We start from the raw sequence: 22253 nt of genomic DNA on the forward strand, positions 1-22253 counted from the left end.
AACTGTTCTACTCCAACAAACCAAAATCAACTATCATGAAAAAAGTAGTAAGTATGATTGCGATGGCAATGTTTTTCGTTGCCTCCTCATTTGCACCAAAAACAGATTCAGTTCACGAAGTAGAGGCTGACATCGTAGACTTGGCAGTAAGTACCGATTTCTTGTCCACATTAGTTGCCGCAGTGAAAGCTGGTGACTTGGTAGACGTTTTGAAAGGAGATGGTCCATTTACTGTTTTTGCACCAACCAATGATGCTTTCGCAGCACTTCCAGCAGGTACACTCGAAAGCCTTTTGAAGCCAGAAAACAAAGAAAAGCTTGTGGCGATTTTGACTTACCATGTCGTACCTGGTAAGGTGATGTCAACTGACCTTAAGAATGGTCAAAAAGCTAAAACCGTACAAGGCGGGGAAGTAACTGTCACTTTGAAAGATGGAAAAGCGATGATCAATGATGCTACCGTAACTGCTGCTGATATTGAAGCAGACAATGGAGTAGTTCACGTAATTGACAAAGTGATTCTTCCAAAAATGTAATCCACTACCAACAAAAATTTCAAAGCCTGTTTGGATTATTTTCCAAACAGGCTTTTTTTATTTTATAAGCTCTTTTCGCTTTAGAATTGTCTCCAAAAATTTCCGCTCATTTTCAGAGTTGAAGATTTTATAGGGTAAGTGAATAAACTGAGCCTTAGATAGGTAAAGTACAAAGGCGTCTTTAGGCATTTCAGCTTTTTTGATCATATTCCACTGAATGGGCATGCCTTGTTTGGTATTGACTTTCATCATGATTTGACGAGAATCTATTTCGTAGGCCAATTTCTCAAAAATCACCTTATTCTGTTCCATTTGGGTTACACCCGCGAATTGAATTACCCAAAACAGCACGTAGAGACCATATCCAAGCAATCCGCCGATAATCCACCAAATCGATGGAATCCAAAAGTAGCCGCAGCAAATAGCCAAAGCGATAAGGATAACCCACCATTGCTCTTTGAGTACATTCACAAGGCCCATCTTGATGTAGGTACCAGTTGGAAGTTGGTATTTTTTTGTTTTTATAATCATTTTATGGTCTTTTTCAGGGCGCAAATATCCATGTATCCGTGGGATTAACCAAATCACTTGCTAAGGTTCTGAAAGTCTAATCCAAACAAAATGGCTTTCGGATTGCTTCGAATAGTGTATTCGATTAACTTAAGAAAAATTATTTGGGTATGAGTAGCTTGATGATCAATCTTTTCTTGGCGGGCTTTGCATATGTTATCATCATATATTTTGTCGCGATGATGACCAAAAACAGCCTGCGAAATGGAAAGAATGGAAGTGATGATGGAGATGGGGGAATCGAGAACTTCAAGCCTCCTAAAATCGATTTACCTCCCGGAGTCATCTGGCCTAAAGACTCCCCAAAGAAAACCAAACCTGATCCGGTAGAACTCTAGCTACATTTGGGACAAATACCAGTCACCAATAAGCTCATTTCTCGCTTTTTATATCCCTTGGGTAATTTCACACCGGGTAAGGAAATATCCTCTAAGCAGCTAGTATCTCCGCAAACCTCACATTTGAAATGTACATGCTCATGATCGTGATCATGTTCATCCTCATGCGAGCAGAGAGCATATTTTGTGGCCCCGCTATCATCCAAAACTTTATGAATAATATCCTGCTCTAAAAAAGTATTGAGCGTTCGATAGATCGTCACCCGGTCAAAGTTACTCTTGAGTTTTTCTTCCAAATCACTATGTGCCAAGGCTACCTGCCGATCCAAAAACTCCTGAATGATGTCTAATCGACAATCTGTGATCCGAAGCTTATGACTTTTTAATATTGTATGTGGGTTGACCATATCGTAGCATTCCAAATTACTAATATAAATAAAACGAAAAAAGGGCTTCCTTTCGGAGGCCCTTTTCAAGTATTTTAGAAGGATTTTACTTGGGCTCGAAAATCATATCGATGCGGGCATCCAAATCTTCTAAGTGTAACTTAGACATGCGGTCGGAAGTTCTCGGAATGGCTCCTTTTATTTGTCTTTGGAGGGTTTTCAATTCTCCTCTTACCATTGGTCTGATATCAGACTGAGAAGCATTGATCTGAGGTCCAAGGAATCTACGGAACTGGGCAGGTACTTCTACCTCACCAGTCATAAGAAGCTCCAATCGCTCAATATGAGCACGTTGAAGTGCTCTTCTGTGCACATCGATGCTAGAGCCTCTGCTCAATTCTGTCCAAATTCCTTTGCGAAGATCATCGAATAGCTCGGTCATTCTGTAAGCCTCGCTTCCGTTAAGTGCTTCATTTTCTATTACTCTACCCAAGCGACCCCACTCAAGGATTCCATTGAGTGTATTGACTTGTAGGCTACGGATTCGCTCTAGCGCACCGAAATCTCCTGTACGGGCAATGATTTCTTCTTCCATCAACCAACTTGGCGTTTGGAAGAGGTTTTCATTCAAGAAAGCCACAGCTGATTGCTGCATTTCTTTAGAATTGTGTGTGTAGACTGGCTCTTCCTGACCTGAAGCGCGATAGACTTCCATCACACCACCTACGTGAGTTCGGACATGTCCCATGTATCGGTTGAATTGACCCAAAACCTGGCCATACATTTCCTCTAGATCGCTAAAGTCCTTGTAAGGCTTTTCTTCTTCTCGCGTCCACTCCATCAGGTTTGGCATGATACGCTTTAGGTTTTTGATACCGTACTCAGATGCAAGCATGGAGTTGTCTCCCAAATCTTCGCTCTGAGTAGTAGGATCGTAGCTATTGCCTTGACGGCCATATCGGTAGACAGGATCTCCCTGCTTTTCCATGATCCATTGATCTAGTATAGCCAGTTCTTCTTCTGGAGTGCTGGCCTCAGGAATTGGCTTGTAACCCCACATGATCGCATACTTATCGTATGGTCCCACATCTGGCATCAAAGAAACACCCTCGTCTTCCGGCTGTGCTACATAATTGAATCGAGCATAATCCATGATAGATGGAGCTGTTCCCATTGTTTTGGTGAATTCCGGGTCACGAAGCTTCTCGACCGGATAAGCATTGGAGGAGGCGAAGTTGTGCGGAAGACCTAGTGTATGTCCTACCTCGTGGGCAGATACAAATCGGATCAATCGTCCCATCACCTCATCCTTAAACTTCACGCTTCGAGCTTCAGGATTTACAGCTGCTGTTTGAATGAAGAACCAGTTTCTCAATAGGTTCATCACATTATGGTACCAGCCGATATCAGATTCGATGATTTCACCTGATCTTGGGTCGGATACGTGTGGCCCATATGCATTTTGAATGTCAGAAGCGAAATAACGGATTACAGAATAACGTGCATCTTCTGGACTCCAGCTTGGATCTTCTTCTGGGCTAGGAGCTTCTTTGGCGATGATAGCATTTTTGAAACCTGCAGCTTCAAAAGCCTTTTGCCAGTCCTCAACTCCTTGCTTTAAATAAGGCACCCACTTCTTAGGAGTAGCTGGATCGATGTAATAGACGATTGGTTTAACTGGTTCAACCAATTCACCTCTCTTGAACTTCTCCATATCTTCCGGCTTGACTTCCAATCTCCAACGATCCAGGTATCTTCTGGATTCAGCTTTTTGGGCATCAGCACCATAGTCTACATAGGATCGGCTAAACCAGCCTACTCGTCTGTCTGATAATCGCTGCATCATTGGCTCCTTTGGCAGAAGGACCATAGAAGAGTTCATCTCCAAAGTAATCAATCCGGTAGAGCTATTTGATGGAGGGTTCTGCGCTGAGTAGGTCATGACATAGCGAGCCTCAATATTGATTGGGTAGGTGTGAATGTGCTTGATGTAAGATCGATCACTATCCAACCGCTGTACTCTGTATTGTGTACGTCTGTTGCGAGGTAAGCCTAAGGCCTGTACATCTTTTGCAAAAAGATCTGTTGCCTCGATGACGATTCCAGTGGAATCAGTTGCATCGGACTTGACGTCAAATTTTTGAAGGATGGGCTCCAAATTGGAGTTTTTTACCGCCTGAGCGATCGGAAGAGAATCAGCTGCAAAATTGTCAACCGAAACTACTTTCAGGAGAATCATATCTCCTTCTTTTTCCCATCGTAGCATCATGGTATTGGTACGCTCGCCACCATAACCTAGTCCGTCTGCGGTTTTAGCGATGGTAGTGACCATGAGCATGTCTCTGCCCAGCAAAGAGTCTTGAAGCTCATAGAAGTATTTATCATCTATTTGATGGACTTTGAAAAGCCCTTCCATAGTTTTTGCCTCCTTGGTGATGACATCCTTGTAGGGTTTAGGTCCCTTTTTGTTGCCATTGCCATTGGAAGGCTTAGCTGCGGGGGCTGCGGGAGTATTTTTGGCATCTTTTTTCTTTTTCCGCTGCGCAAAGCTGTCCTCGGAATAGAACATAACACCAAGAATTCCCACTAGAAACATTAATCTCCTGAGAAATTTGGGTAGTGTGTTTTTCATAAACCTTATTTTTATTTTCATTTAAAGTAACTTTCAAAATTAAGCTTGTGCACCCATCCGAACTTATTATTTGATGGGCGGTTAATAATTAAAATTAAAGGCAGAACCTTGGGAATTAGGAAAAATATAGGAATTGTAGGGGGAGGGCTTGCCGGCTTGGTTTCTACCTATCTACTGGCCAAAAACGGACATTCGGTCCAGCTTTTTGAGAAAAAAAACTATCCGTTTCACCGTGTTTGCGGTGAATACCTATCCAATGAAGTGGTCGATTTCCTCAAGCGTGAAAGTCTCTTTCCGGAATCCTTGGATATTCCACAGATCGATACTTTTGAGTTTTCGGATACTAATGGGCAGAATGTCTTTGCCGATTTGGATCTTGGTGGAATTGGTATCAGTCGCTTTGCCCTAGATGATTTTTTATTTCAAAAAGCAAAAGCAGCTGGGGCGACTATTCATACGGGAATTCAGGTTCAAGAAGTGATCTTTATTGAGGGAGGAAATTCCTTTGAACTCACTTTGGCTGATGGGAAGACTTTTTCTTTTGATTATGTCATTGGTGCTTTTGGAAAGCGTTCTCGGATTGACTCAGAGATGGGGCGGGCTTTTACGCAAAAGCGTTCTCCCTTTATTGGTGTCAAATACCATATCCGGATTGATCGGCCAAAAAATGTGGTGGCTTTGCATAATTTCAAGCGGGGCTATTGCGGTATCAATGCAGTAGAAGGTAATCGTTTTAACCTTTGCTACTTGGGTAGAAGAGAGGATTTACGGAAGTATGGTTCTATTCCTGATATGGAGCAGGAAATTTTATGGAAAAACCCACATTTGAATCGGATTTTTCAGGAAGCTGAGTTTCTTTTTGACAAACCAGAAGTCATCAACGAGATTTCTTTCGAGAAGAAATCACCTGTGGAGCAGCATATCCTGATGACAGGAGATGCTGCTGGCCTCATCACCCCGCTCAATGGAAACGGGATGGCGATGGCTATTCATGCCGCTTATTTGGTGGCTGAGACTTTAGACCAATTTGACAAGCGGGAAGAAATCGAATTAAATTATCGAAAAGTGTGGAAGGCGCATTTTGAAAATCGCCTCACTCTAGGAAGGTGGCTTCAGCGACTTTTTGGATCGAATATGACTTCATCTTTCGCCCGAAAGCTTTTGGCTGACTATCCCTATTTCTCCAGAAAAATAATTCAAAATACACACGGAGAGCCTTTTTAATACCCAAACACCTGCATCACTTGGGTGTATTCCAAGAAGAAATAGATGAAGAAAGCATTCAAAACGATCGCTGAAATCCAATTCATTCCCATTGCCCAGGAGTAAGTAGCATAGCGTTCAGGCTGTCTGCGGACAAAGGCAAACCAAATCAAGAAATACAGTACGATGGGAGCCATCGCTCCCAAGAATACCCAAAGTATAGGCTCTAGACCCTTATCTAGAAAATACCAGCCAAATCCTGCTCCGGTAAGTGTGAAGAATAATGCTGAAAAGGAAAAGGTCCCGATTATTCCCAGTTTTCTACTTAAAGTCATATCCCCACGTCTTGCATCCTCGGAGTGCTGATAGACTTGTGTGAGCGGGTAATTCCCCCAAAGCATCAAAGAGGTTAGAAATCCCGGGATCACTACGTGGGACTTAACTATCACATCCCATCCAAAATCACTCAGTCCCGCATAGGCCATGGCAAAGGTAAAATAGCCCTGAAAAAGGCCGGCGATTAGCCAACTTAGCCAAGGATATTTCTTTAGCCGGATGGAAGGATGTGAATAGGCCATGCTTACTAGTCCATAGACCAGAATCATACTTGCAAATTCCCAGTTGATCAGCCATCCTAAACCAATAGCTATCAGGAAAAAAACCATGGATAAAGCCCATAGGTCTTTGGTGACCGTGGGTGGTTTTTTCAAACCTCCAATGCTCTCAGTATCCTTGTCATAGTAGCTGTTGTATCCATTGGAAGAAGGGTAGAGGAAAAGATGTAAGGCTAAGAAAACGTACAATAATCTACTCTCATTGAGATTGGGAGTAAGTCCCAAGGCAAACAGAAATACCGGCATCAAAAAGATTGAAAAAGGGATGCGGAGGTGAAGAATACTGGATCGGGTAATCATAGAATGAATAACCTTTGCGTTAAATTTAGGTTTCCTAAGAAGTGCTTCTAATGTAAAGATTATCCGCTAACTTACCTGCATGCCTTTTATCAATCGTATCGGCCGGGCCAATCCCGGAAGCCCTGTAGCCCAAGAATCCATCGCTAAATTCATGAAAATTGCTCATGGATTGGATGCATTGGAAGGGAGAAAACTTGATTTTTTATATCGAAAGTCAGGTATTCAAAGTCGATACAGTGTGTTGGAAGATTTTGAGCAGGATTCGGTGGAGGATTTCTCTTTTTTTCCAAAAAATGAAACCCTAGAACCCTTTCCAGGCACAAAAGCCCGGATGGATGTTTTCGCCAAAGAGGCACCTAAGATTTCGCTGGAAGCTGTCCAAAACTGTCTAAAAGATTCTCCGGTTCAGCCTGGTGAAATCACGCATATGATCTTGGTGTCTTGCACAGGCATGCTTGCTCCTGGGGTCGAGATGCAATTGATGGAAGCGCTGGGAATGAATCCGGCCACAGAACGCTATTGCATTCATTTTATGGGTTGCTATGCAGCTTTTTCAGGAATCAAATTGGCTGATAAAATCCTTCGCGCCGAGCCGGATGCCAAGGTGCTTTTGGTAGCAATAGAACTTTGTACCCTGCATTTTCAGAAAGCCTACACAGAAGATAATTTATTGGCTAATTCTCTTTTTGGAGATGGAGCGGCTGCGGCCTTGCTTTCCAATCAGGCGGAAGGCTTTGAAATCATAGATTATTCTTGCGCTATCCTTTCACAGGGAGCCAAGGATATGGCTTGGAGTATCGGTGATTTTGGATTTGAAATGTCACTCAGCAAATATGTGCCGGGGATTTTGAATGAGGGAGTGGAGCAATTGAAGGCTGAATTTGAAAGCCGGTTCAAGCTTTCAAAGATTCGAAATTTTGCCGTGCACCCTGGTGGAAAGCAAATTTTGGAAAAGGTCCAGGAGGCTTTTGGCTTTGATCCTAAGTGTAACCAACATGCTATGGGCATTCTTCGGCAGTTTGGCAATATGTCTTCTGTTACTATTTTATTCGTGTTGCATGCTATGCTTTCGGATCAGTCACTTTCAGGAGACATACTTAGTATGGGTTTTGGTCCGGGACTGACACTAGAGACACTTTTGCTTGCTAAATCATGATTGATTTCTCCCAAAGAAGTACGCAGAAAGAGTGGATGGATGATCTGGAATGCGAAGGTGAGGTTTTGGAGCAAACTTTAAAGGAACTCAAGACAATCAATCGCTGGCTAGGAGGGAATCATGTCACTACCGATGGAATTCAAAAATTAATCAATGCGGCACCGCCAAAGGGCCGATGGAAGGTAGTAGATATAGGATGTGGAGGAGGGGATATGTTGCGTGTCATGGATGATTGGGCGATCAAAAATGGTCAAAACATAGATTTTGAGGGAGTTGACGCTAATCCAAATATCATTGATCTCGCCAAAACTAGATTATCTGACAAACCTTCTATAAATTTGTCAGTACAAAATGTCTTCGAAGAGGCATTTGTGGAAGAAAAGGCGGACATTATTACTTGCACCCTTTTCACCCATCATTTTACGGATAGCGAATTAGTGGCCTTGCTTAGTACTTTACTTCAAAAGGCCAATCTTGGGATCGTCATCAATGACCTGCACAGACATCCTCTAGCTTATCATAGCATTCGACTTTTGACCAAGGGATTTAGCAAATCCCCGATGGTTGTGAACGATGCGCCCCTTTCGGTGCTGAGAAGTTTTAGTCGCCAAGATTGGAATAATATCTTGGGTCAAGCGGGAATATCCGATTTTTCGCTCCGTTGGTTTTGGGCGTTTCGATGGCAAGTGGTGATTTCTGTTTGAAAATAGAATTTACTTTAATTTAAAATCAAATAGTATGGAAATTACACCAGAAATGGTCGATTCACTTATTGCACAAGGGATAGATCTTGTGTGGCTTATTATTCCCAAATTGATCTATGCGGCCTTATTTTACCTGGTAGGTCGATTTATAATTGGTAAAATTCTCAAGGGTTTCAATAAAGTGCTGGAAAAGCGTGACAAGAATCCCTCATTGAATGACTTCTTAAGTGGCGTGGTAAAAGCTGCGCTGTATGTTTCCCTTTTTATTGGAATTGCTACCGTCTTGGGAGTTCCCTTGACCTCCTTCGTGGCAATCTTGGGTGCTGCGGGTTTGGCTATAGGTCTGTCACTTCAGGGATCCCTTTCCAATTTTGCGGGAGGAGTATTGATCTTGGTATTTAAGCCATTCAAATCCGGAGATGTGATCGTCGCACAGGGTCATACAGGAGTAGTCAAGCAAATCGGGATTATTTATACCCGAATGACCACTTTTGACAACAAAGAAATCATCATCCCCAATGGTGGGCTGGCAAATTCGGATGTAGTCAATATGAGTACGCAAGAAACCCGAAGAGCTGATTTGACAGTAGGAGTGGCTTATGGTACCAATATCAAAGTAGCCAGGGAGACTATCTTGGATATTTTCAAAAATGATAAGCGGGTACATCAGGATCCAGAGCCAGTAGTCTTCTTGAATAATTTTGGAGATAGTAGCCTGGACTTGGTAATCAGAGCCTGGACTGATGCGGGTGATCTTTGGCCAGTCTATTTTGATACCATGGAAGCCATCAATACTGCCTTTGAGGAGAAAGGAATTGAGATCCCTTTCCCACAACGAGTGGTGCATCAGGGTAAAGACTGATTGCATTGGCATTTTCAAAAAAAGGAGGCTTTCGGGTCTCCTTTTTTTTGGTTTTGAAGTAGCAGTATAAGTCTTCTGACTGATTTATTAAATCAATCGCAATTTGAAAACTGCCTCTAATTTGATCATTGCCAGATTTGGGCTAGGATAATCGGGGTAAAATTCACTCTGACTTTCGATTAAAACACTCCGGAAAACTGATAAATGTCATTGGTAAGGCTTTGGAAACTTGATAAGTTGTAATAGGATTAGAATCTATTTGACCTGTAAATTCTTAAAACATGAAGCTTTTCCGAAGTCTCTTGATGATTGTGGTTATTTCTCTTTCAATTTCTTGTTCGCAGGAGGATATGGAAGAGGTACTTGTCAAAGAAGGTCCTTTCAAAATCAGTGAACTGGCTGGCAATTGGGAGGCCACGAAAGCCCAATACAGTGTGAGTTCCCTATCCGTAGATGTGGTAGAAAATGGGGGTAGTGTTAGTATGTCCGTTCAAACCAATGGTAGGTTCACATTAATGGTTGATCCAATTGACAGGGAAGTATATACTGTCAGCGGAGAAATGTTTTGGGAAGAGTGGCAACAAACCTTCCGCTTTGCGATAAGATGGGATAAATCTCCGGAAGTATACGAAATATATGCACACACCTATGATGGAGGAACACTCTCCTTAAATGGAGGAGAGGGTAGTGGAGAGTATGATTTTAACAATGACGGTGATTTTGAAGAATGCACAGTTCATTTCATTTTCAGCCTTTCTTAGGCGTACTAGTCATGCTTTCCTTGACATTGGATTTGACCTGAACAGAAATACATTCAAGAGAAGCATTTCAATAGATCCTGCCCTCCCTAATGAAAGCAAGTCTTGAGCCTAGTACGAAAGTGATATTTCAGGTTATTAGAAATGAAAGTGGCGATTCAAAGGAGGTTTTTCAAACTTCCCTGTCGGACAAGTTCAATAACCTTCATCAAGCCAAATCATCCACCAAAACCTTGTAGGTAGGATCTTCGATGATATTGACATCGATGATTTGGTCTGCCTTGGAAAGGAGCTTTCTACAGTCTGGGCTTAAATGACGCAGATGGACTTTTTTGCCCACCTTTTGGTATCGCTCCGTGATTTTATTCAATGCTTCGATTGCTGACATATCCACCACTCGGCTTTCTTCAAAATCGATAATCACCTCTTCTGGGTCATTCAATACATCAAACTTTTCGCCGAAGGCAGTCACCGAACCGAAAAATAAAGGCCCAAACATTTCATAGTGTTTCACGCCCTTTTCATCCACATACTTTCTGGCGCGGATTCGCTTGGCATTGTCCCAAGCAAAAAACAAGGCAGCCAAAATTACCCCGATCAATACTGCGAGAGCTAAATTATGGAGAACAGCAGTTATCAAAGTGACTAAAAACATTAAGAAAATATCCTTTTTGGGCATTTTGGTGATGGTGCGGAAACTCGCCCATTCAAAAGTCCCAATCGAGACCATGATCATCAATCCGGTCAAGGCAGCCATGGGTACTTGTTCGATTAGGCTAGACCCAAACACGATAAAGACCAAAAGCATCACTGCAGCGACAATTCCCGAAAGTCTTGCTCGGGCTCCAGAAGACACATTGATCAAGCTTTGACCGATCATTGCACAACCACCCATCCCGGAGAAGAATCCGGAGGCAACATTGGCAGCTCCTTGTGCTATGGCTTCTTTGTTACTTCTACCTCTTGTCTCGGTGATTTCATCAACAATATTGAGGGTCAAAAGCGACTCGATCAAACCTACCCCCGCCATAATCGCCGCGTAGGGGAAGATGATTTGTAAAGTTTCTAAGTTGAAAGGGATAGCCGGAATGTGAAAAGGAGGAAAACCACCTTTGATACTTGCCATGTCCCCCACTGTTTTGGTATCTATTCCAAAGGCCACCACAATTCCAAAGACTACTAAGATAGCTGTAAGAGAAGCGGGAACAGCCTTGGTGAGTTTGGGAAGTCCCCAAATGATCAACATGGTCAAGAGTACCAAGGCAAGCAGAATATACAAGGTCTCTCCAGTAAGCCAGTTGCCATCTGCACCTTTAAACTGATCCAATTGAGACATGAAAATGATAATGGCAAGCCCGTTGACGAAGCCAAAAATGACCGGGTGAGGAACCAAGCGGATGAATTTTCCCAGTTTGAGGCTACCTGCCAGAATCTGTATCAAACCGGAAAGAACCACTGCTCCAAACACGTATTCCACGCCATGCGTAGCCGCTAAAGTGACGATTACCACTGCGATAGCTCCTGTAGCACCAGAGATCATACCCGGACGTCCTCCAAAGATGGAAGTGACCAAGCCCATCACAAATGCCGCATACAAGCCGGTCAGCGGGGAAAGTCCCGCAATAAATGCGAAAGCAACCGCCTCCGGTATCAAAGCAAGGGCAACGGTCAACCCAGACAAAACTTCGGTTTTGTAATCTACTTTTTGGCTAAAATCAAATAGGTTGAAATACTTCTTCATAAGGCTGTTCAAATCAATGAAAGAGGAATGTTTTGGTGCGTTGAGGTCCCGGGTCCAGATTGGCAGTCCTGTGCTTCTTAGACAAATAGCAAAAATTAATGTGGCTTTTTTCGGGGCTTAAAGAATATCATTGCGTTACAAAGGTAATGGAATTGTTTTTGCCAAAGAAAATTTTGAAAAATAGAAGGTTAAGCTGACTTGTCTAAAGCGCTTTAAATCAGGCTTATCTCAGTTTGCAATCGATTTAGAGTTTGTAAAAAATCTTTGAAAGATATTCGTCAAATCCAAGCGGCCTCTGGCGAAGGTGACAATTTTTCGCACGAATGAATGGAAATGTGGCTTTTAGCCTTTAATACTCAGCGAGGCTTTTTGAGAGCACTGAAGATGCGATAGATAGTTTACAGATCGTGCCTTCAGCACTCTGATTGATTTTACCGATTCTAGCCCGGCATTTCATACCGGGCTTTTACAAAAAATGCCTTTGGCATTGGGCAGGATTTTAAATACCTCTTTTGAATAGGAATGCGGCTTTTAGCCTTTAAGCCTCAGCGAGGCGTTTTGAGTGTAGCCTAGGTATTTGAAAAGAGAAAACAGAGCTTCGGAGAAGCGATTTGATTCTTAATTCTAATTCCTTTTCGTAAGGATCTTACTGTCTCTCAGACAGGCCCGAACCGGGGCGGAGTTTTTAGGGTCAGGAAAACCGAATCATCGGATTTTATCCAATTCTTCACCGCAGTGGCGACAATAGAGGTCACTTAATCCCAAACCTTCTTCACCGCAGGAATGGCAGGCCTTCGTATGAATGATTTCTTCCGGCTTTCGTCTTTTGGCCATCTCCGAACTTACAATACCTGTTGGTACGGCAATGATTGCATAACCCAAAAGCATAATCAGGGATGCGATAAACTGTCCAAGAGGTGTCTCCGGAGTGATATCTCCAAAACCCACAGTAGTCAAGGTGACAATTGCCCAATACATCCCTCTCGGAATAGAGGTGAAGCCAGCTGCTGGACCTTCGACGAGATACATCAGGGTTCCCATGATTAATACTACTGTCAATACAGTAAACAAGAAAATCTGAATTTTGGCCATACTAGCCTTCAGCGATTCCTTGATAAAATCTGCCTCAGAAAGGTATCGTCCAAGCTTCAATATTCGGATTACGCGCAAAAGGCGAAGTGCTCTGACCACGGTAAGCAACTGTATATTGACCACAAAAAAACTGAGATAAACTGGGAGAATAGCCAGAAGGTCTACGATCCCAAAAAAGCTGGTAACATAGCGAAAGGTCTTGCTCGTCAGCCAAATACGAAGGATGTACTCGATCGTAAACAAAAAAGTGAAAAGGAGCTCCAAAAGATAAAAAGTGTCTCCATACACATCATGCAACTCGGCAACTGAATCCAAGACGGCCACTAGTACGGAGCCAAATATGAGAGCTAAAAGGACTAGGTCAAATGTGCGGGAAGCTTTGTCATTATGATCAAAGACAATCTGCGCAAGTCGCTTTTTGGTTAATTCCATGAGGGAAGATAAAAAAAATGAATTTCTGTTTTTACTGATCAGTCCAAAAAGTACACGCGCTTGACCCGGGTACTGATGTGGGTTAGTAACTCATAAGGAATCGTTCCGATGGCCTCAGCGAGGGGTGCCAGAGGAATCTCTGCACCATAAATTAATACTTCATCTCCCACTTCAGCATCGATAGCAGTCACATCGATCATGACCATATCCATGCAGACATTTCCGATTACAGGCGCGTTCTTTCCTCTAATCAAAACATATCCCTTACCGTTGCTGAAGCGTCTGTCATAGCCATCTGCATAGCCAATGGGCAAGGTTGCGATTTTACCGCCATTGGGGAGTCTTCCTTTTCGGGAGTATCCAACACTTGCTCCTGCCGGTAAATCTTTGATTTGGGAAATGGTCGTCTTCAATTGACTGATGGATTGGAGTTCGGATGAGTAATTTCCGGTGACTTCCACGCCGTAGAGACCTATACCCAGACGAACCATATCAAATTGATAATCCGGAAAGGCTACGATTCCAGCCGAGTTGAGTGCATGAAACAGTGGTTTTTCGGGTAGGAAAGCAGAGATTTCTGTACTCATTTCCTCAAAATCTTTCAATTGACTAAGCGAATACTCTTTTTCGTGGGACTCATCAGCAGCAGCCAAATGGGTATAAACTGACGCGATGCTAAGTTGGGGATATTCTTGAATGAGCTTTTTGAGTTCCTCCAAATGAGCTTTTTCAAAACCCAATCGATGCATCCCTGTATCCAGATCCAGATGAATCTTCATAGCCTGACCTCCATGCTTGGACCATTCTCCTACAAGCTGAAAGAATTCCAAACTAAACACTACTGGTTCCAATTGATATTCCTGACAAAGACTCAGGGACTCTTCAGCAGGATTGAGAACCATGATGGGTAAGTGTATGCCCTGCTGCCGCAAAGCCACTCCTTCGTCTGTAAAGGCAACTGCTAAATAATCTGCTCCCAAAATCTGAAGGTGATTGGCGATCTCCGGAGCCCCGCCTCCATAGGCAAAAGCTTTGACCATGACCATTACCTTGGTTTGGGGTTTGAGGAGCTTTTTATAAAAATTGAAATTATGGGTCAGGGAATTCAGATTGATTTCCAGAGTTGTTCCATGGATTCGCTGCTGCAGCTGATTGACAATTTTTTCAAACTCAAAAATCCTCGCTCCCGTGATCAGAAGCAGATCATTTTCGAAATTGAATGACTTGAGTTCTGCTAGCAAGCTTTGGGTAGTTGGAAACCAAGAGAATGAACTGATTTGGTGATTTTCTAAGGTTCGAATCTCTTTGCCCACCCCTATGATCAAGTCCAGTTGGTGATTCTTCAAAATTTCTGAAGCCTCTTGGTAGATTTGGGCTGCTTCCCCTTGCTGCAAAAAATCGGATAAAATTAAAATTTTCCTCCGCTTCGGTCGCTGCTGCTTCATAAAATCCAGAGCAACTCTCAGTCCTCCCAAGTCATGATTGTAAGTATCATCGATCAGTAAGCAATCCCGTATGCCCGCCTTTAGAGTCAGGCGCATGTCTACCGGTTTGAGATGACTTAGACCTTCTTGAATCTTTTGAGCTGGCAGACCCAAAGTCAAGGCTGCAACGATGCAATGGGTGATATTTTCAAGGGAAGCTGTGTCACGAAGCTGTGTCCGGAAAGTATGTGTGGACAGATCTTTTTTGATGAAAATAAGCCGAGTTTCGATCGCCTCTTTTTTTACAATTCGAGTGAAATCTGCTCCTTCCCTATCCGACCAGGCAATCAAACCATCTTCAGGGAATTTTCTTTCAATTTCCTCTCTCACTATTTCCTGATCCTTGCAATAGATCAAAAGCTTAGAATCTTTAAAAAGCTGGAGCTTTTCCTGAATCTTGGATCTTCTGTCCGGAAAGCCTGAGTCATGTGCCGTCCCAATATTGGTGAATATACCCAAGTCAGGCCGGATCATTTCTCCAAGAGTTTGCATTTCGCATACCTTAGAAATCCCTGCCTCCAGAATTGCCACTTGATGATAAGCTTGGATTTCCAAAATTGATAAGGGCACGCCTACCTGTGAGTTGTAGCTTTTGGGACTTTTGACCACAGAAAACCCTTGCTGTAGGAGTTGACCAAGCCATTCTTTGACGATGGTCTTTCCATTGGATCCAGTGATTCCAACGACTGGCTTTTCAAAATGATCTCGAAGCGAAGCACTGATTGCTTGCAATGCTTTGTGAGGATTTGCTACCTGAATAAAGTTTGCTTCTAGCCCCTGTGGATCAAATGAATCAGGGATAATAAAGGATTTTACGCCCTTTTCAATCAGCTCAGGGATAAAATCCACTCCATTTGCCTTTGCCCCTTGTAAGGCTACAAAGAGACTTTTGGATGGCTGAAATACTTGCCGGGAATCTATGAAAATGCGATTTATTTCGAGATCCTGCTGATTGGATGACAGGCTTCCCTCACAGATTTTTGCAATCTCCGGTAGCTTTAAAGGCCTAATCATGACTTTGACTTGGTGTCTTTTTCTTTTTGAAAAAAACCTGCCGAATCCATCTAGGAAGGAAAATGGCTCCTAAAATCAAATAAGGATAATAGGAAAGCAAACGCCACAGAATGCTGGTCACAAAGGTGTAACCATCTAGGAACTGGGTGAAAAACTGCCCGAAGAAAAACTCGGCAGTTCCCGAACTTCCCGGAGTCGGAGAGATCATCATTACGATCCACATGATCACCTGTCTGGCAAAAACAATCACGTGATTATCGAGGCTGAGCGGGACATAGGCTGAGATCAGCGCGTTTAGCATCAAGTATCTCGAGCTCCAGATAAATATCGTAGCCAGTATAATCGGAATCCAGTAGCTCCACTTTTTATCGCTAAGTTCCTTGGATGCTTCGATGATCTGATTGCCGTATTCCTGTGCATCATGCTTCCACTTTTTAAGCCATTTTATAGAAAATATCTTGATCAGTACCCATTTGAATACGCGTGGTCTGTAGAATAAGGCTGCCGCCATGATCAAGCTATAAGTGGCATACAGGCCATAGCTGATCCAAAATATTGCCTGTAGGCTGTTTTCAAGCTGATTTTCGAGGATTTTGCTGTCTGGAAAGATGTTTCCTTTGGCAAAGAATAAAATAATGGGAGCTCCGATGACAAAGAATAAGTTGTCCAAAATGGCAGTCACCATGACAAAAGAAATGGCTCTTCCTAGCTTGATTCCTTCCTTATTTAGGATGAAAATCGCGACAGCAGTACCGCCTACCACGGAAGGAGTCACCGCAGAGGCAAACTCCCAAAGGATGATGACATAAATCGCTCTAGTCCAAGTTAGCTCTCGCTGGGTGATTTCACGAATTCGGTAGACGTAGCCGGCATCTCTGAAAATGATTACCAGGATCGCCAAAAAGATGTAGGGTAATGAAGCGTCAAAGACTCCTTTCAAAGTCTTGGTATTGACATTGGGATCGAAATAAAACATTGCGAACACAATGCCTAGACCGATTAGGATCGGAACCCAAACCTTATTAGGGTTTAGCGTTTTGAAAATCTTCTTGTTGTCAAGCTTCATACTTAGGCTGCAGCGATTGGCTCAGTCTTTTCTACCCAAAAATTATTATATCCTTCACCAATGACAATGGTAACCTCTGAGAGCTGTAAGAGTTCCAAAATGGCAAGAAAGGTGTAAATGACAAAAATCTTATCAGGCTTGTATTCAATAAAATCTGAAAAGGGAACTTGTTTCTTGAAGCTTATTTTTTCCAATACGAAGTCTTTTTGTTGCTCGATAGTGTATGGATACTGAATGATGGTATGTTTTGTTTCCTCAGTTCGTGCAGCCATTTTGGCCATGCACTTTTGGAATACCTTCAGCAGTTTGTAGAGATCCACATGCTGCATTTCTGCATCCACATCATCGATCTTATGAAGTGATTTAAGTTCGGCTGCGATATTTCCCCGCTTTTCTTTAGCCTGACGGTCAGATTCCAGACTAGCTAAATCCTGAATGACAGACTTGTATTTTTTGTACTCCAGAAGATTTCGAATGAGTTCTTCTCTCGGATCGATTTCCTCTCCTTCTTCGTTGAGTTCGGGTCGGGGTAGTAGCATCCGAGACTTGATTTTCATCAGCGTGGCTGCAAACAAGATGAATTCGCTTGCCACCTCGATCTCCATCCGTTCGAGATGATGGAGATAATCGAGGAAATCATTGGTAATCTTGGAGATGGGAATATCGTAAATATCCAATTCGTCACGCTCGATGAAAAAGAGCATGAGGTCGAAAGGCCCTTCGAAAAGTGGTATTTTGATTTCGAAACTCAAAGGATATTTAGATTATTGGTTAATTTTGCGAACTTATAGCCAAAGATATTCAATTAAAGTAAATTAATTGAAAAGGGGAGATGGAGTAGCGGCTCGATTTTAGTTGCTATGCTAACTAAAAAACAATACCAAATCACGCTGGTTTATCTTTCCAAACATAAAAAAAGCAAAGAATTCATGTTGATCCAACCTGGAGAACTACTCGCCCAAATCGACAGCCCTGCCGATCTTAAAAAACTTCCAAAAGACAAGCTTGTCCAAATTTGTGACGAACTCCGCGACTTTATTGTGGACAATGTTTCTGTATATGGAGGGCATTTTGGAGCTAGTCTGGGAGTAGTCGAACTCACAGTAGCACTTCATTATGTGCTTAATACACCTGAGGATCAGTTGGTTTGGGATGTGGGGCATCAGGCATACGGGCATAAAATTCTAACAGGGCGAAAAGATAAATTCCATACGAACCGAATTTATGGAGGAATTTCAGGTTTCCCCAAGAGGTCAGAAAGTGAATATGACACTTTTGGAGTAGGGCACTCAAGCACCTCTATTTCGGCGGCGCTAGGAATGGCGATGGCCTCTAAATATAAGGGCAAAAACAAGCAGCAACATGTAGCAGTGATTGGTGATGGTGCCTTGACAGGAGGTATGGCTTTCGAAGCTATGAATCATGCGGGAGTCAGCGACAGCAATATTTTGATTATCCTGAATGACAATTGCATGTCTATTGACCCGAATGTTGGGGCTCTAAAGGATTATCTTACTGATATTACCACTTCTCATACCTATAACAAGGTCAAAGACGAAGTTTGGAAAATGCTCGGTAAACTGAGCAAGTTTGGCTCGTCTGCCCAAGAAGTTATCTCCAAAGTAGAGGGAGCGATCAAATCCGCTGTCCTTAAGCAAAGTAATTTATTTGAATCACTTAATCTTAGATATTTCGGTCCGGTGGATGGACATGATGTCAACCACCTAGTGGAAATTCTTCGAGATCTTCAAGATATTCCAGGTCCGAAGATTCTGCACTGTGTGACCGTAAAGGGCAAAGGATATGCTCCGGCTGAAAATGGAAATCAAACCACTTGGCATGCTCCCGGTACTTTTGACAAAGTGACTGGAGAGATATTCAAAAAAGTGCCTTCCACTCCACAGCCACCGAAATATCAAGAGGTTTTTGGACATACCATTGTAGAACTGGCAGAGCAGGATGAGCGAATCATGGGAGTGACCCCGGCTATGCCTTCCGGTTCTTCGATGAATATTATGATGAAGGCCATGCCTCACCGAGCTTTTGATGTGGGTATTGCGGAGCAGCATGCCGTGACCGTTTCGGCCGGTATGGCGACTCAAGGCCTGAAGCCTTTTTGTAATATTTACTCCAGCTTTATGCAGCGGGCCTATGATCAGGTGATCCATGATGTCTGCCTCCAAAATCTTCCTGTCGTATTTTGCTTGGATCGAGCAGGATTTGCAGGAGCAGATGGACCGACTCACCATGGTGCATACGATTTAGCTTATTTCCGATGCATCCCAAATTTGGTTGTTTCAGCTCCTATGAATGAGGAAGAACTTCGAAATATGATGTATTCCTCGCTTAGTCATGAAGGTCCTTATTCTATCCGATACCCAAGAGGTAAAGGCGTGATGCCTGAGTGGAGAACGCCTTTTCAGCAGATTCCTCTCGGACAGGGTCGAATTGTGAAAGAAGGGGAGGATGTAGCCATTTTGAGCATTGGACATATTGGAAATTATGCTGTCAAAGCTTCAGAAGAGTTGGCGAAAGAAGGGCTGAATCCAGCTCATTATGACATGCGATTTGTCAAGCCATTGGACGAAGAGCTACTGCATGAGATTTTTGGAAAATTCTCTAAAGTCGTGACCGTGGAGGATGGATGTTTGATGGGTGGTTTCGGATCCGCAGTATTGGAGTGGATGATGGACCATGGCTATCAGGCTCAAATCAAGCGATTGGGTATTCCTGATGCGATTATCGAGCACGGAGAGCAGGAGCAACTTCACAAGCTTTGTGGTTTTGATGCTGCGGGCATTGCTGATGCAGTTCGTAGTCTAGCTGAGGTAGCAAAGGCACACTAAAATCATGTCTTCAGTTTATTTTTTTGAAAAAGGCTCAGGTCAGCCTGTGGTTTTGATCCATGGATTTTGTGAGGTCGGAGCCATGTGGGAGGATTTTGCCCAAGAATTATCGCAAAGTTTTCGTGTACTTTGTCCGGATTTACCGGGTTTTGGAAAGAGTCCTTTGCCAAAGCCGCAAATCTCCTTGGAGGAAACTGCAGTGATGCTGGAGGAATGGATGGAAGAGCATTCAATCCAAGACCCCATGATTATTGGTCACTCATTAGGAGGTTATGTAGCCTTGGCACTATTGGAATTGATGGGCAGTAAAATCAAGGGAATAGGGCTTTTTCACTCGACGGCATTTGCTGATGATGCCGGGAAAAAACAAATGCGGAATCGTACGATTCAGTTTTTGAAGAAATTTGGAGCAGAGAAATTCGTCAGCTCTTTTGTTCCCCCGCTTTTTTCGGAGAAACACCGGGAGGAATTTGCCTCTGAAATCGAACAAGCTACAGAGCAGGCCAAGCAGTCTAGCTTGGAAGGATTGATCGCTTTTACCGAAGCCATGCGAGACCGAAAGGATAGATATGACGTTTTAAAGAGTTTTCAAGGCCCCAAACTCATGATCGCAGGTACGGAAGACGGAGCTGTTAAAATCGAATCCAGTCGGAGGCAAAAAGAAGCATTCTCCCACTATTACGAACTAGAAGGTACAGGCCACATGGGAATGATTGAGGAAAAGGAAAGGACTTTAAATCTTGTAAAGGGGTTTTGCCTAGAATTTTCCTAATTATAGGTTTTTGCCTTTTACCATCCGATCTTTCCCATTCAAATCAGGAATGATTTCTACCTCTGAATAGCCCAAATCAAAAAGAAGGTTCTGGACATCTTTTCCATAATCCTCATGGATTTCGAAGTAAAGCTTTCCCTTAGGTTTTAATGCCTTTTTACCCAAAATGGCAATTCTCCGATAAAAAAGAAGCGGGTTCTCGTCAGGTACAAAAAGTGCCAGTTCTGGCTCAAAATCCAAGACATTGCGGTGCATTTTTTCCTTTCCCTTTTCAGGAATATAAGGTGGATTGCTTACCAAGATATCCAAATCTCTGATTGGAATCTCTTCTTCCAAAATATCCTGCTGAACCCAGCGCACTTTCGTTATTAATGCCTCTGCATTTTTCTGAGCAATGGCTAAAGCCGACTCAGACACATCCAATCCGTAAACTTCTGCCCCGTTCATTTCCAAAAACAGAGTAATTGGAATACAACCTGTGCCGGTTCCGATATCGAGAATTTTAAGACCTGATTGCGGATTTTCCTTGATGATCAAATGCACCAATTCCTCGGTTTCATTTCTTGGGATCAAGGTATCTCTGCTTACCTGAAATTCTCTTCCGTAGAACGGAGCTTTTCCAAGAATCTGTTGAATTGGCTCTCCCTTTTTTAGTCTTTCAAAGTCATCAAAGAGGGATTTTGGCAAATCCTTTTCCTCCAAAAAATTCATCATGTCCACTCGTCGAAGCCCTAAATGATGCTCCAAAAGCCACTCGACCAAGTTTTGAGCTTCGGGTAGCTCATAGAGTTCAAGTTCTGAGGCCCACTTTTTGACGAGACTGTTATAATTGATCATTGGTAGCGAATTAGGTCTTTGCTCCGTAAAGGTAATCACTAATCAAGCTATCGATGAAAAAACTACTGCTACTCTTCGTTTTCGGTCTCAATCCACTTCTCTCTTTGTCTCAGGAAAGTAATAGAGGTCTCTTTTTTGAAATCGATGGGAGTTATTGGGAAAGGGCCATCAAGCATCCTCAATTCTTTGCTCCTGAGAAAAATCGCTTTGGAAGTGTACGTGTATTTTTGGGGCTTCCAATCGGTCAAAATTGGGCTATTGGTTTACTAGGTTCACATCAAGCCTACTATGAGGAGCAGGCAAATGGCTATCAAAATCGTGAGATTTATGGCCCTGACCCAAATGAAAGCGGTAATTCTATCTTGCTGGGATACACACAAGACGAATTGAATGTAGGATTGCAAAATGAACTGGTGGGATGGGGACTATTTTTACAGCGAAAAATCAAGCTTGGCACTCGGACTTCGCTGAATTTCAACCTGTATGCCATGAGAGAAAGCGGGAAAAATGGCCAAATAGAAATCTTTCCTGATTATTCCTATTGGGCTTGGTGGCCTTGTCCTAATTGCCTGTCGATTGCACCTGGCCCTATCATCCGAGCATTGGAGGAGCGCAATTGGAAATCGGGGATTGATTTGGCTTTTGCCTGGGCACTTTCCAATAAACTTGACTTGGGAATCAGAGCAAATTTTTTGGAGTTTCGCAAGCGAACGATCTCCACGAATTCTGGAGAAATCAACACGCTTGTTTTTGACCCCTTACAAGCCCTTGCTGATGGTTATGCAGGGGACCGCTATGACTTTGGGTCGGCGGTAGGTAGGGAAGGTGTCCGAATTTCCTTGACCTTTAGGCCCTTTTAGCATTCTTTTCCTTAAGTCTGCAAAAGAAAAACTACCTTTGTGCAGAATAT

General features: G+C 43.0%; 20 protein-coding genes. 10 read left to right on the forward strand and 10 right to left on the reverse strand.

From position 1 onward, the window contains the following. Window positions 1-35 precede the first annotated feature (35 nt). Window positions 36-536, forward strand: coding sequence for a fasciclin domain-containing protein (locus G457_RS0112320; RefSeq protein WP_026946758.1), 501 nt, complete (start codon window positions 36-38; stop codon window positions 534-536). A gap of 57 nt (window positions 537-593) precedes the next feature. Here the strand turns inward: G457_RS0112320 and G457_RS0112325 are convergent, their stop codons facing one another. Continuing rightward, window positions 594-1067 (reverse strand): YcxB family protein, encoded by a 474-nt coding sequence (locus G457_RS0112325; protein WP_026946759.1) that lies wholly within the window; start codon window positions 1065-1067, stop codon window positions 594-596. A 149-nt stretch (window positions 1068-1216) separates the two neighbouring features. Between G457_RS0112325 and G457_RS0112330 the strand changes: the two genes are divergently transcribed. After that, window positions 1217-1444, forward strand: coding sequence for a hypothetical protein (locus tag G457_RS0112330; protein ID WP_026946760.1), 228 nt, complete (start codon window positions 1217-1219; stop codon window positions 1442-1444). On the opposite strand, the gene G457_RS0112335 is transcribed toward G457_RS0112330, so the two are convergent. Then, window positions 1441-1851 (reverse strand): Fur family transcriptional regulator, encoded by a 411-nt coding sequence (locus G457_RS0112335; RefSeq protein ID WP_026946761.1) that lies wholly within the window; start codon window positions 1849-1851, stop codon window positions 1441-1443. The genes G457_RS0112330 and G457_RS0112335 overlap by 4 nt on opposite strands. Window positions 1852-1936: 85 nt before the next feature. Next, window positions 1937-4462 (reverse strand): zinc-dependent metalloprotease, encoded by a 2526-nt coding sequence (locus G457_RS0112340; protein ID WP_026946762.1) that lies wholly within the window; start codon window positions 4460-4462, stop codon window positions 1937-1939. A 108-nt stretch (window positions 4463-4570) separates the two neighbouring features. Here G457_RS0112340 and G457_RS0112345 point away from each other — a divergent pair, with 108 nt between their 5' ends. Beyond that, on the forward strand, window positions 4571-5686 hold the full coding sequence (locus tag G457_RS0112345) for an NAD(P)/FAD-dependent oxidoreductase (protein ID WP_026946763.1): 1116 nt from the start codon (window positions 4571-4573) through the stop codon (window positions 5684-5686). Here G457_RS0112345 and G457_RS0112350 read toward each other — a convergent pair. Beyond that, the gene (locus tag G457_RS0112350; RefSeq protein WP_322786341.1) at window positions 5683-6525 is read right to left on the reverse strand and encodes a UbiA family prenyltransferase; all 843 of its coding nucleotides are present in this window, start codon (window positions 6523-6525) and stop codon (window positions 5683-5685) included. The genes G457_RS0112345 and G457_RS0112350 overlap by 4 nt on opposite strands. A 133-nt stretch (window positions 6526-6658) precedes the next feature. Here G457_RS0112350 and G457_RS0112355 point away from each other — a divergent pair, with 133 nt between their 5' ends. From G457_RS0112355 to G457_RS0112370, 4 genes are all read left to right on the forward strand, one after another. After that, window positions 6659-7735, forward strand: a complete 1077-nt coding sequence (locus G457_RS0112355; RefSeq protein ID WP_026946765.1) for a type III polyketide synthase — start codon at window positions 6659-6661, stop codon at window positions 7733-7735. After that, entirely contained in the window at window positions 7732-8439 is a 708-nt protein-coding gene (locus tag G457_RS0112360; RefSeq protein ID WP_035483790.1) for a methyltransferase domain-containing protein, read from the forward strand. The genes G457_RS0112355 and G457_RS0112360 overlap by 4 nt, the downstream gene beginning before the upstream one ends. Window positions 8440-8473: 34 nt before the next feature. Further along, window positions 8474-9301, forward strand: a complete 828-nt coding sequence (locus G457_RS0112365; protein WP_026946767.1) for a mechanosensitive ion channel family protein — start codon at window positions 8474-8476, stop codon at window positions 9299-9301. 281 nt (window positions 9302-9582) lie between these two features. Then, complete coding sequence (locus G457_RS0112370; protein WP_026946768.1) at window positions 9583-10062, forward strand: hypothetical protein; 480 nt, start codon at window positions 9583-9585, stop codon at window positions 10060-10062. Between the two features lie 205 nt (window positions 10063-10267). Here the strand turns inward: G457_RS0112370 and G457_RS0112380 are convergent, their stop codons facing one another. The 5 genes from G457_RS0112380 to G457_RS0112400 form a co-directional block, all read right to left on the reverse strand. Further along, window positions 10268-11800, reverse strand: coding sequence for a SulP family inorganic anion transporter (locus tag G457_RS0112380; protein ID WP_026946769.1), 1533 nt, complete (start codon window positions 11798-11800; stop codon window positions 10268-10270). Between the two features lie 705 nt (window positions 11801-12505). Further along, entirely contained in the window at window positions 12506-13324 is an 819-nt protein-coding gene (locus G457_RS0112385) for an ion transporter (RefSeq protein ID WP_026946770.1), read from the reverse strand. A gap of 38 nt (window positions 13325-13362) precedes the next feature. After that, window positions 13363-15822, reverse strand: a complete 2460-nt coding sequence (locus G457_RS0112390; RefSeq protein WP_026946771.1) for a bifunctional UDP-N-acetylmuramoyl-tripeptide:D-alanyl-D-alanine ligase/alanine racemase — start codon at window positions 15820-15822, stop codon at window positions 13363-13365. Beyond that, window positions 15815-16888: a lysylphosphatidylglycerol synthase transmembrane domain-containing protein gene (locus tag G457_RS0112395; protein ID WP_026946772.1), complete on the reverse strand. Its 1074-nt coding sequence runs from the start codon at window positions 16886-16888 to the stop codon at window positions 15815-15817. The genes G457_RS0112390 and G457_RS0112395 overlap by 8 nt, the downstream gene beginning before the upstream one ends. A gap of 2 nt (window positions 16889-16890) precedes the next feature. Next, on the reverse strand, window positions 16891-17640 hold the full coding sequence (locus tag G457_RS0112400; RefSeq protein ID WP_026946773.1) for a segregation and condensation protein A: 750 nt from the start codon (window positions 17638-17640) through the stop codon (window positions 16891-16893). Window positions 17641-17817: 177 nt separating this feature from the next. On the opposite strand from G457_RS0112400, the gene dxs reads away from it, so the two are divergent. Both dxs and G457_RS0112410 read left to right on the forward strand, forming a co-directional pair. After that, window positions 17818-19734 (forward strand): 1-deoxy-D-xylulose-5-phosphate synthase, encoded by a 1917-nt coding sequence (gene dxs, locus G457_RS0112405; RefSeq protein WP_026946774.1) that lies wholly within the window; start codon window positions 17818-17820, stop codon window positions 19732-19734. A 4-nt stretch (window positions 19735-19738) separates the two neighbouring features. Then, window positions 19739-20506 (forward strand): alpha/beta fold hydrolase, encoded by a 768-nt coding sequence (locus G457_RS0112410; protein WP_035483792.1) that lies wholly within the window; start codon window positions 19739-19741, stop codon window positions 20504-20506. Here G457_RS0112410 and prmC read toward each other — a convergent pair whose 3' ends face one another. Continuing rightward, complete coding sequence (gene prmC / locus G457_RS0112415; protein ID WP_026946776.1) at window positions 20507-21343, reverse strand: peptide chain release factor N(5)-glutamine methyltransferase; 837 nt, start codon at window positions 21341-21343, stop codon at window positions 20507-20509. Between the two features lie 53 nt (window positions 21344-21396). Between prmC and G457_RS0112420 the strand changes: the two genes are divergently transcribed. After that, complete coding sequence (locus G457_RS0112420; protein ID WP_026946777.1) at window positions 21397-22203, forward strand: hypothetical protein; 807 nt, start codon at window positions 21397-21399, stop codon at window positions 22201-22203. Window positions 22204-22253: the final 50 nt, after the last annotated feature.

It is taken from the genome of Algoriphagus marincola DSM 16067 (assembly GCF_000429405.1).
In the GTDB taxonomy this organism is placed as follows: Bacteria; Bacteroidota; Bacteroidia; order Cytophagales; family Cyclobacteriaceae; genus Algoriphagus; species Algoriphagus marincola.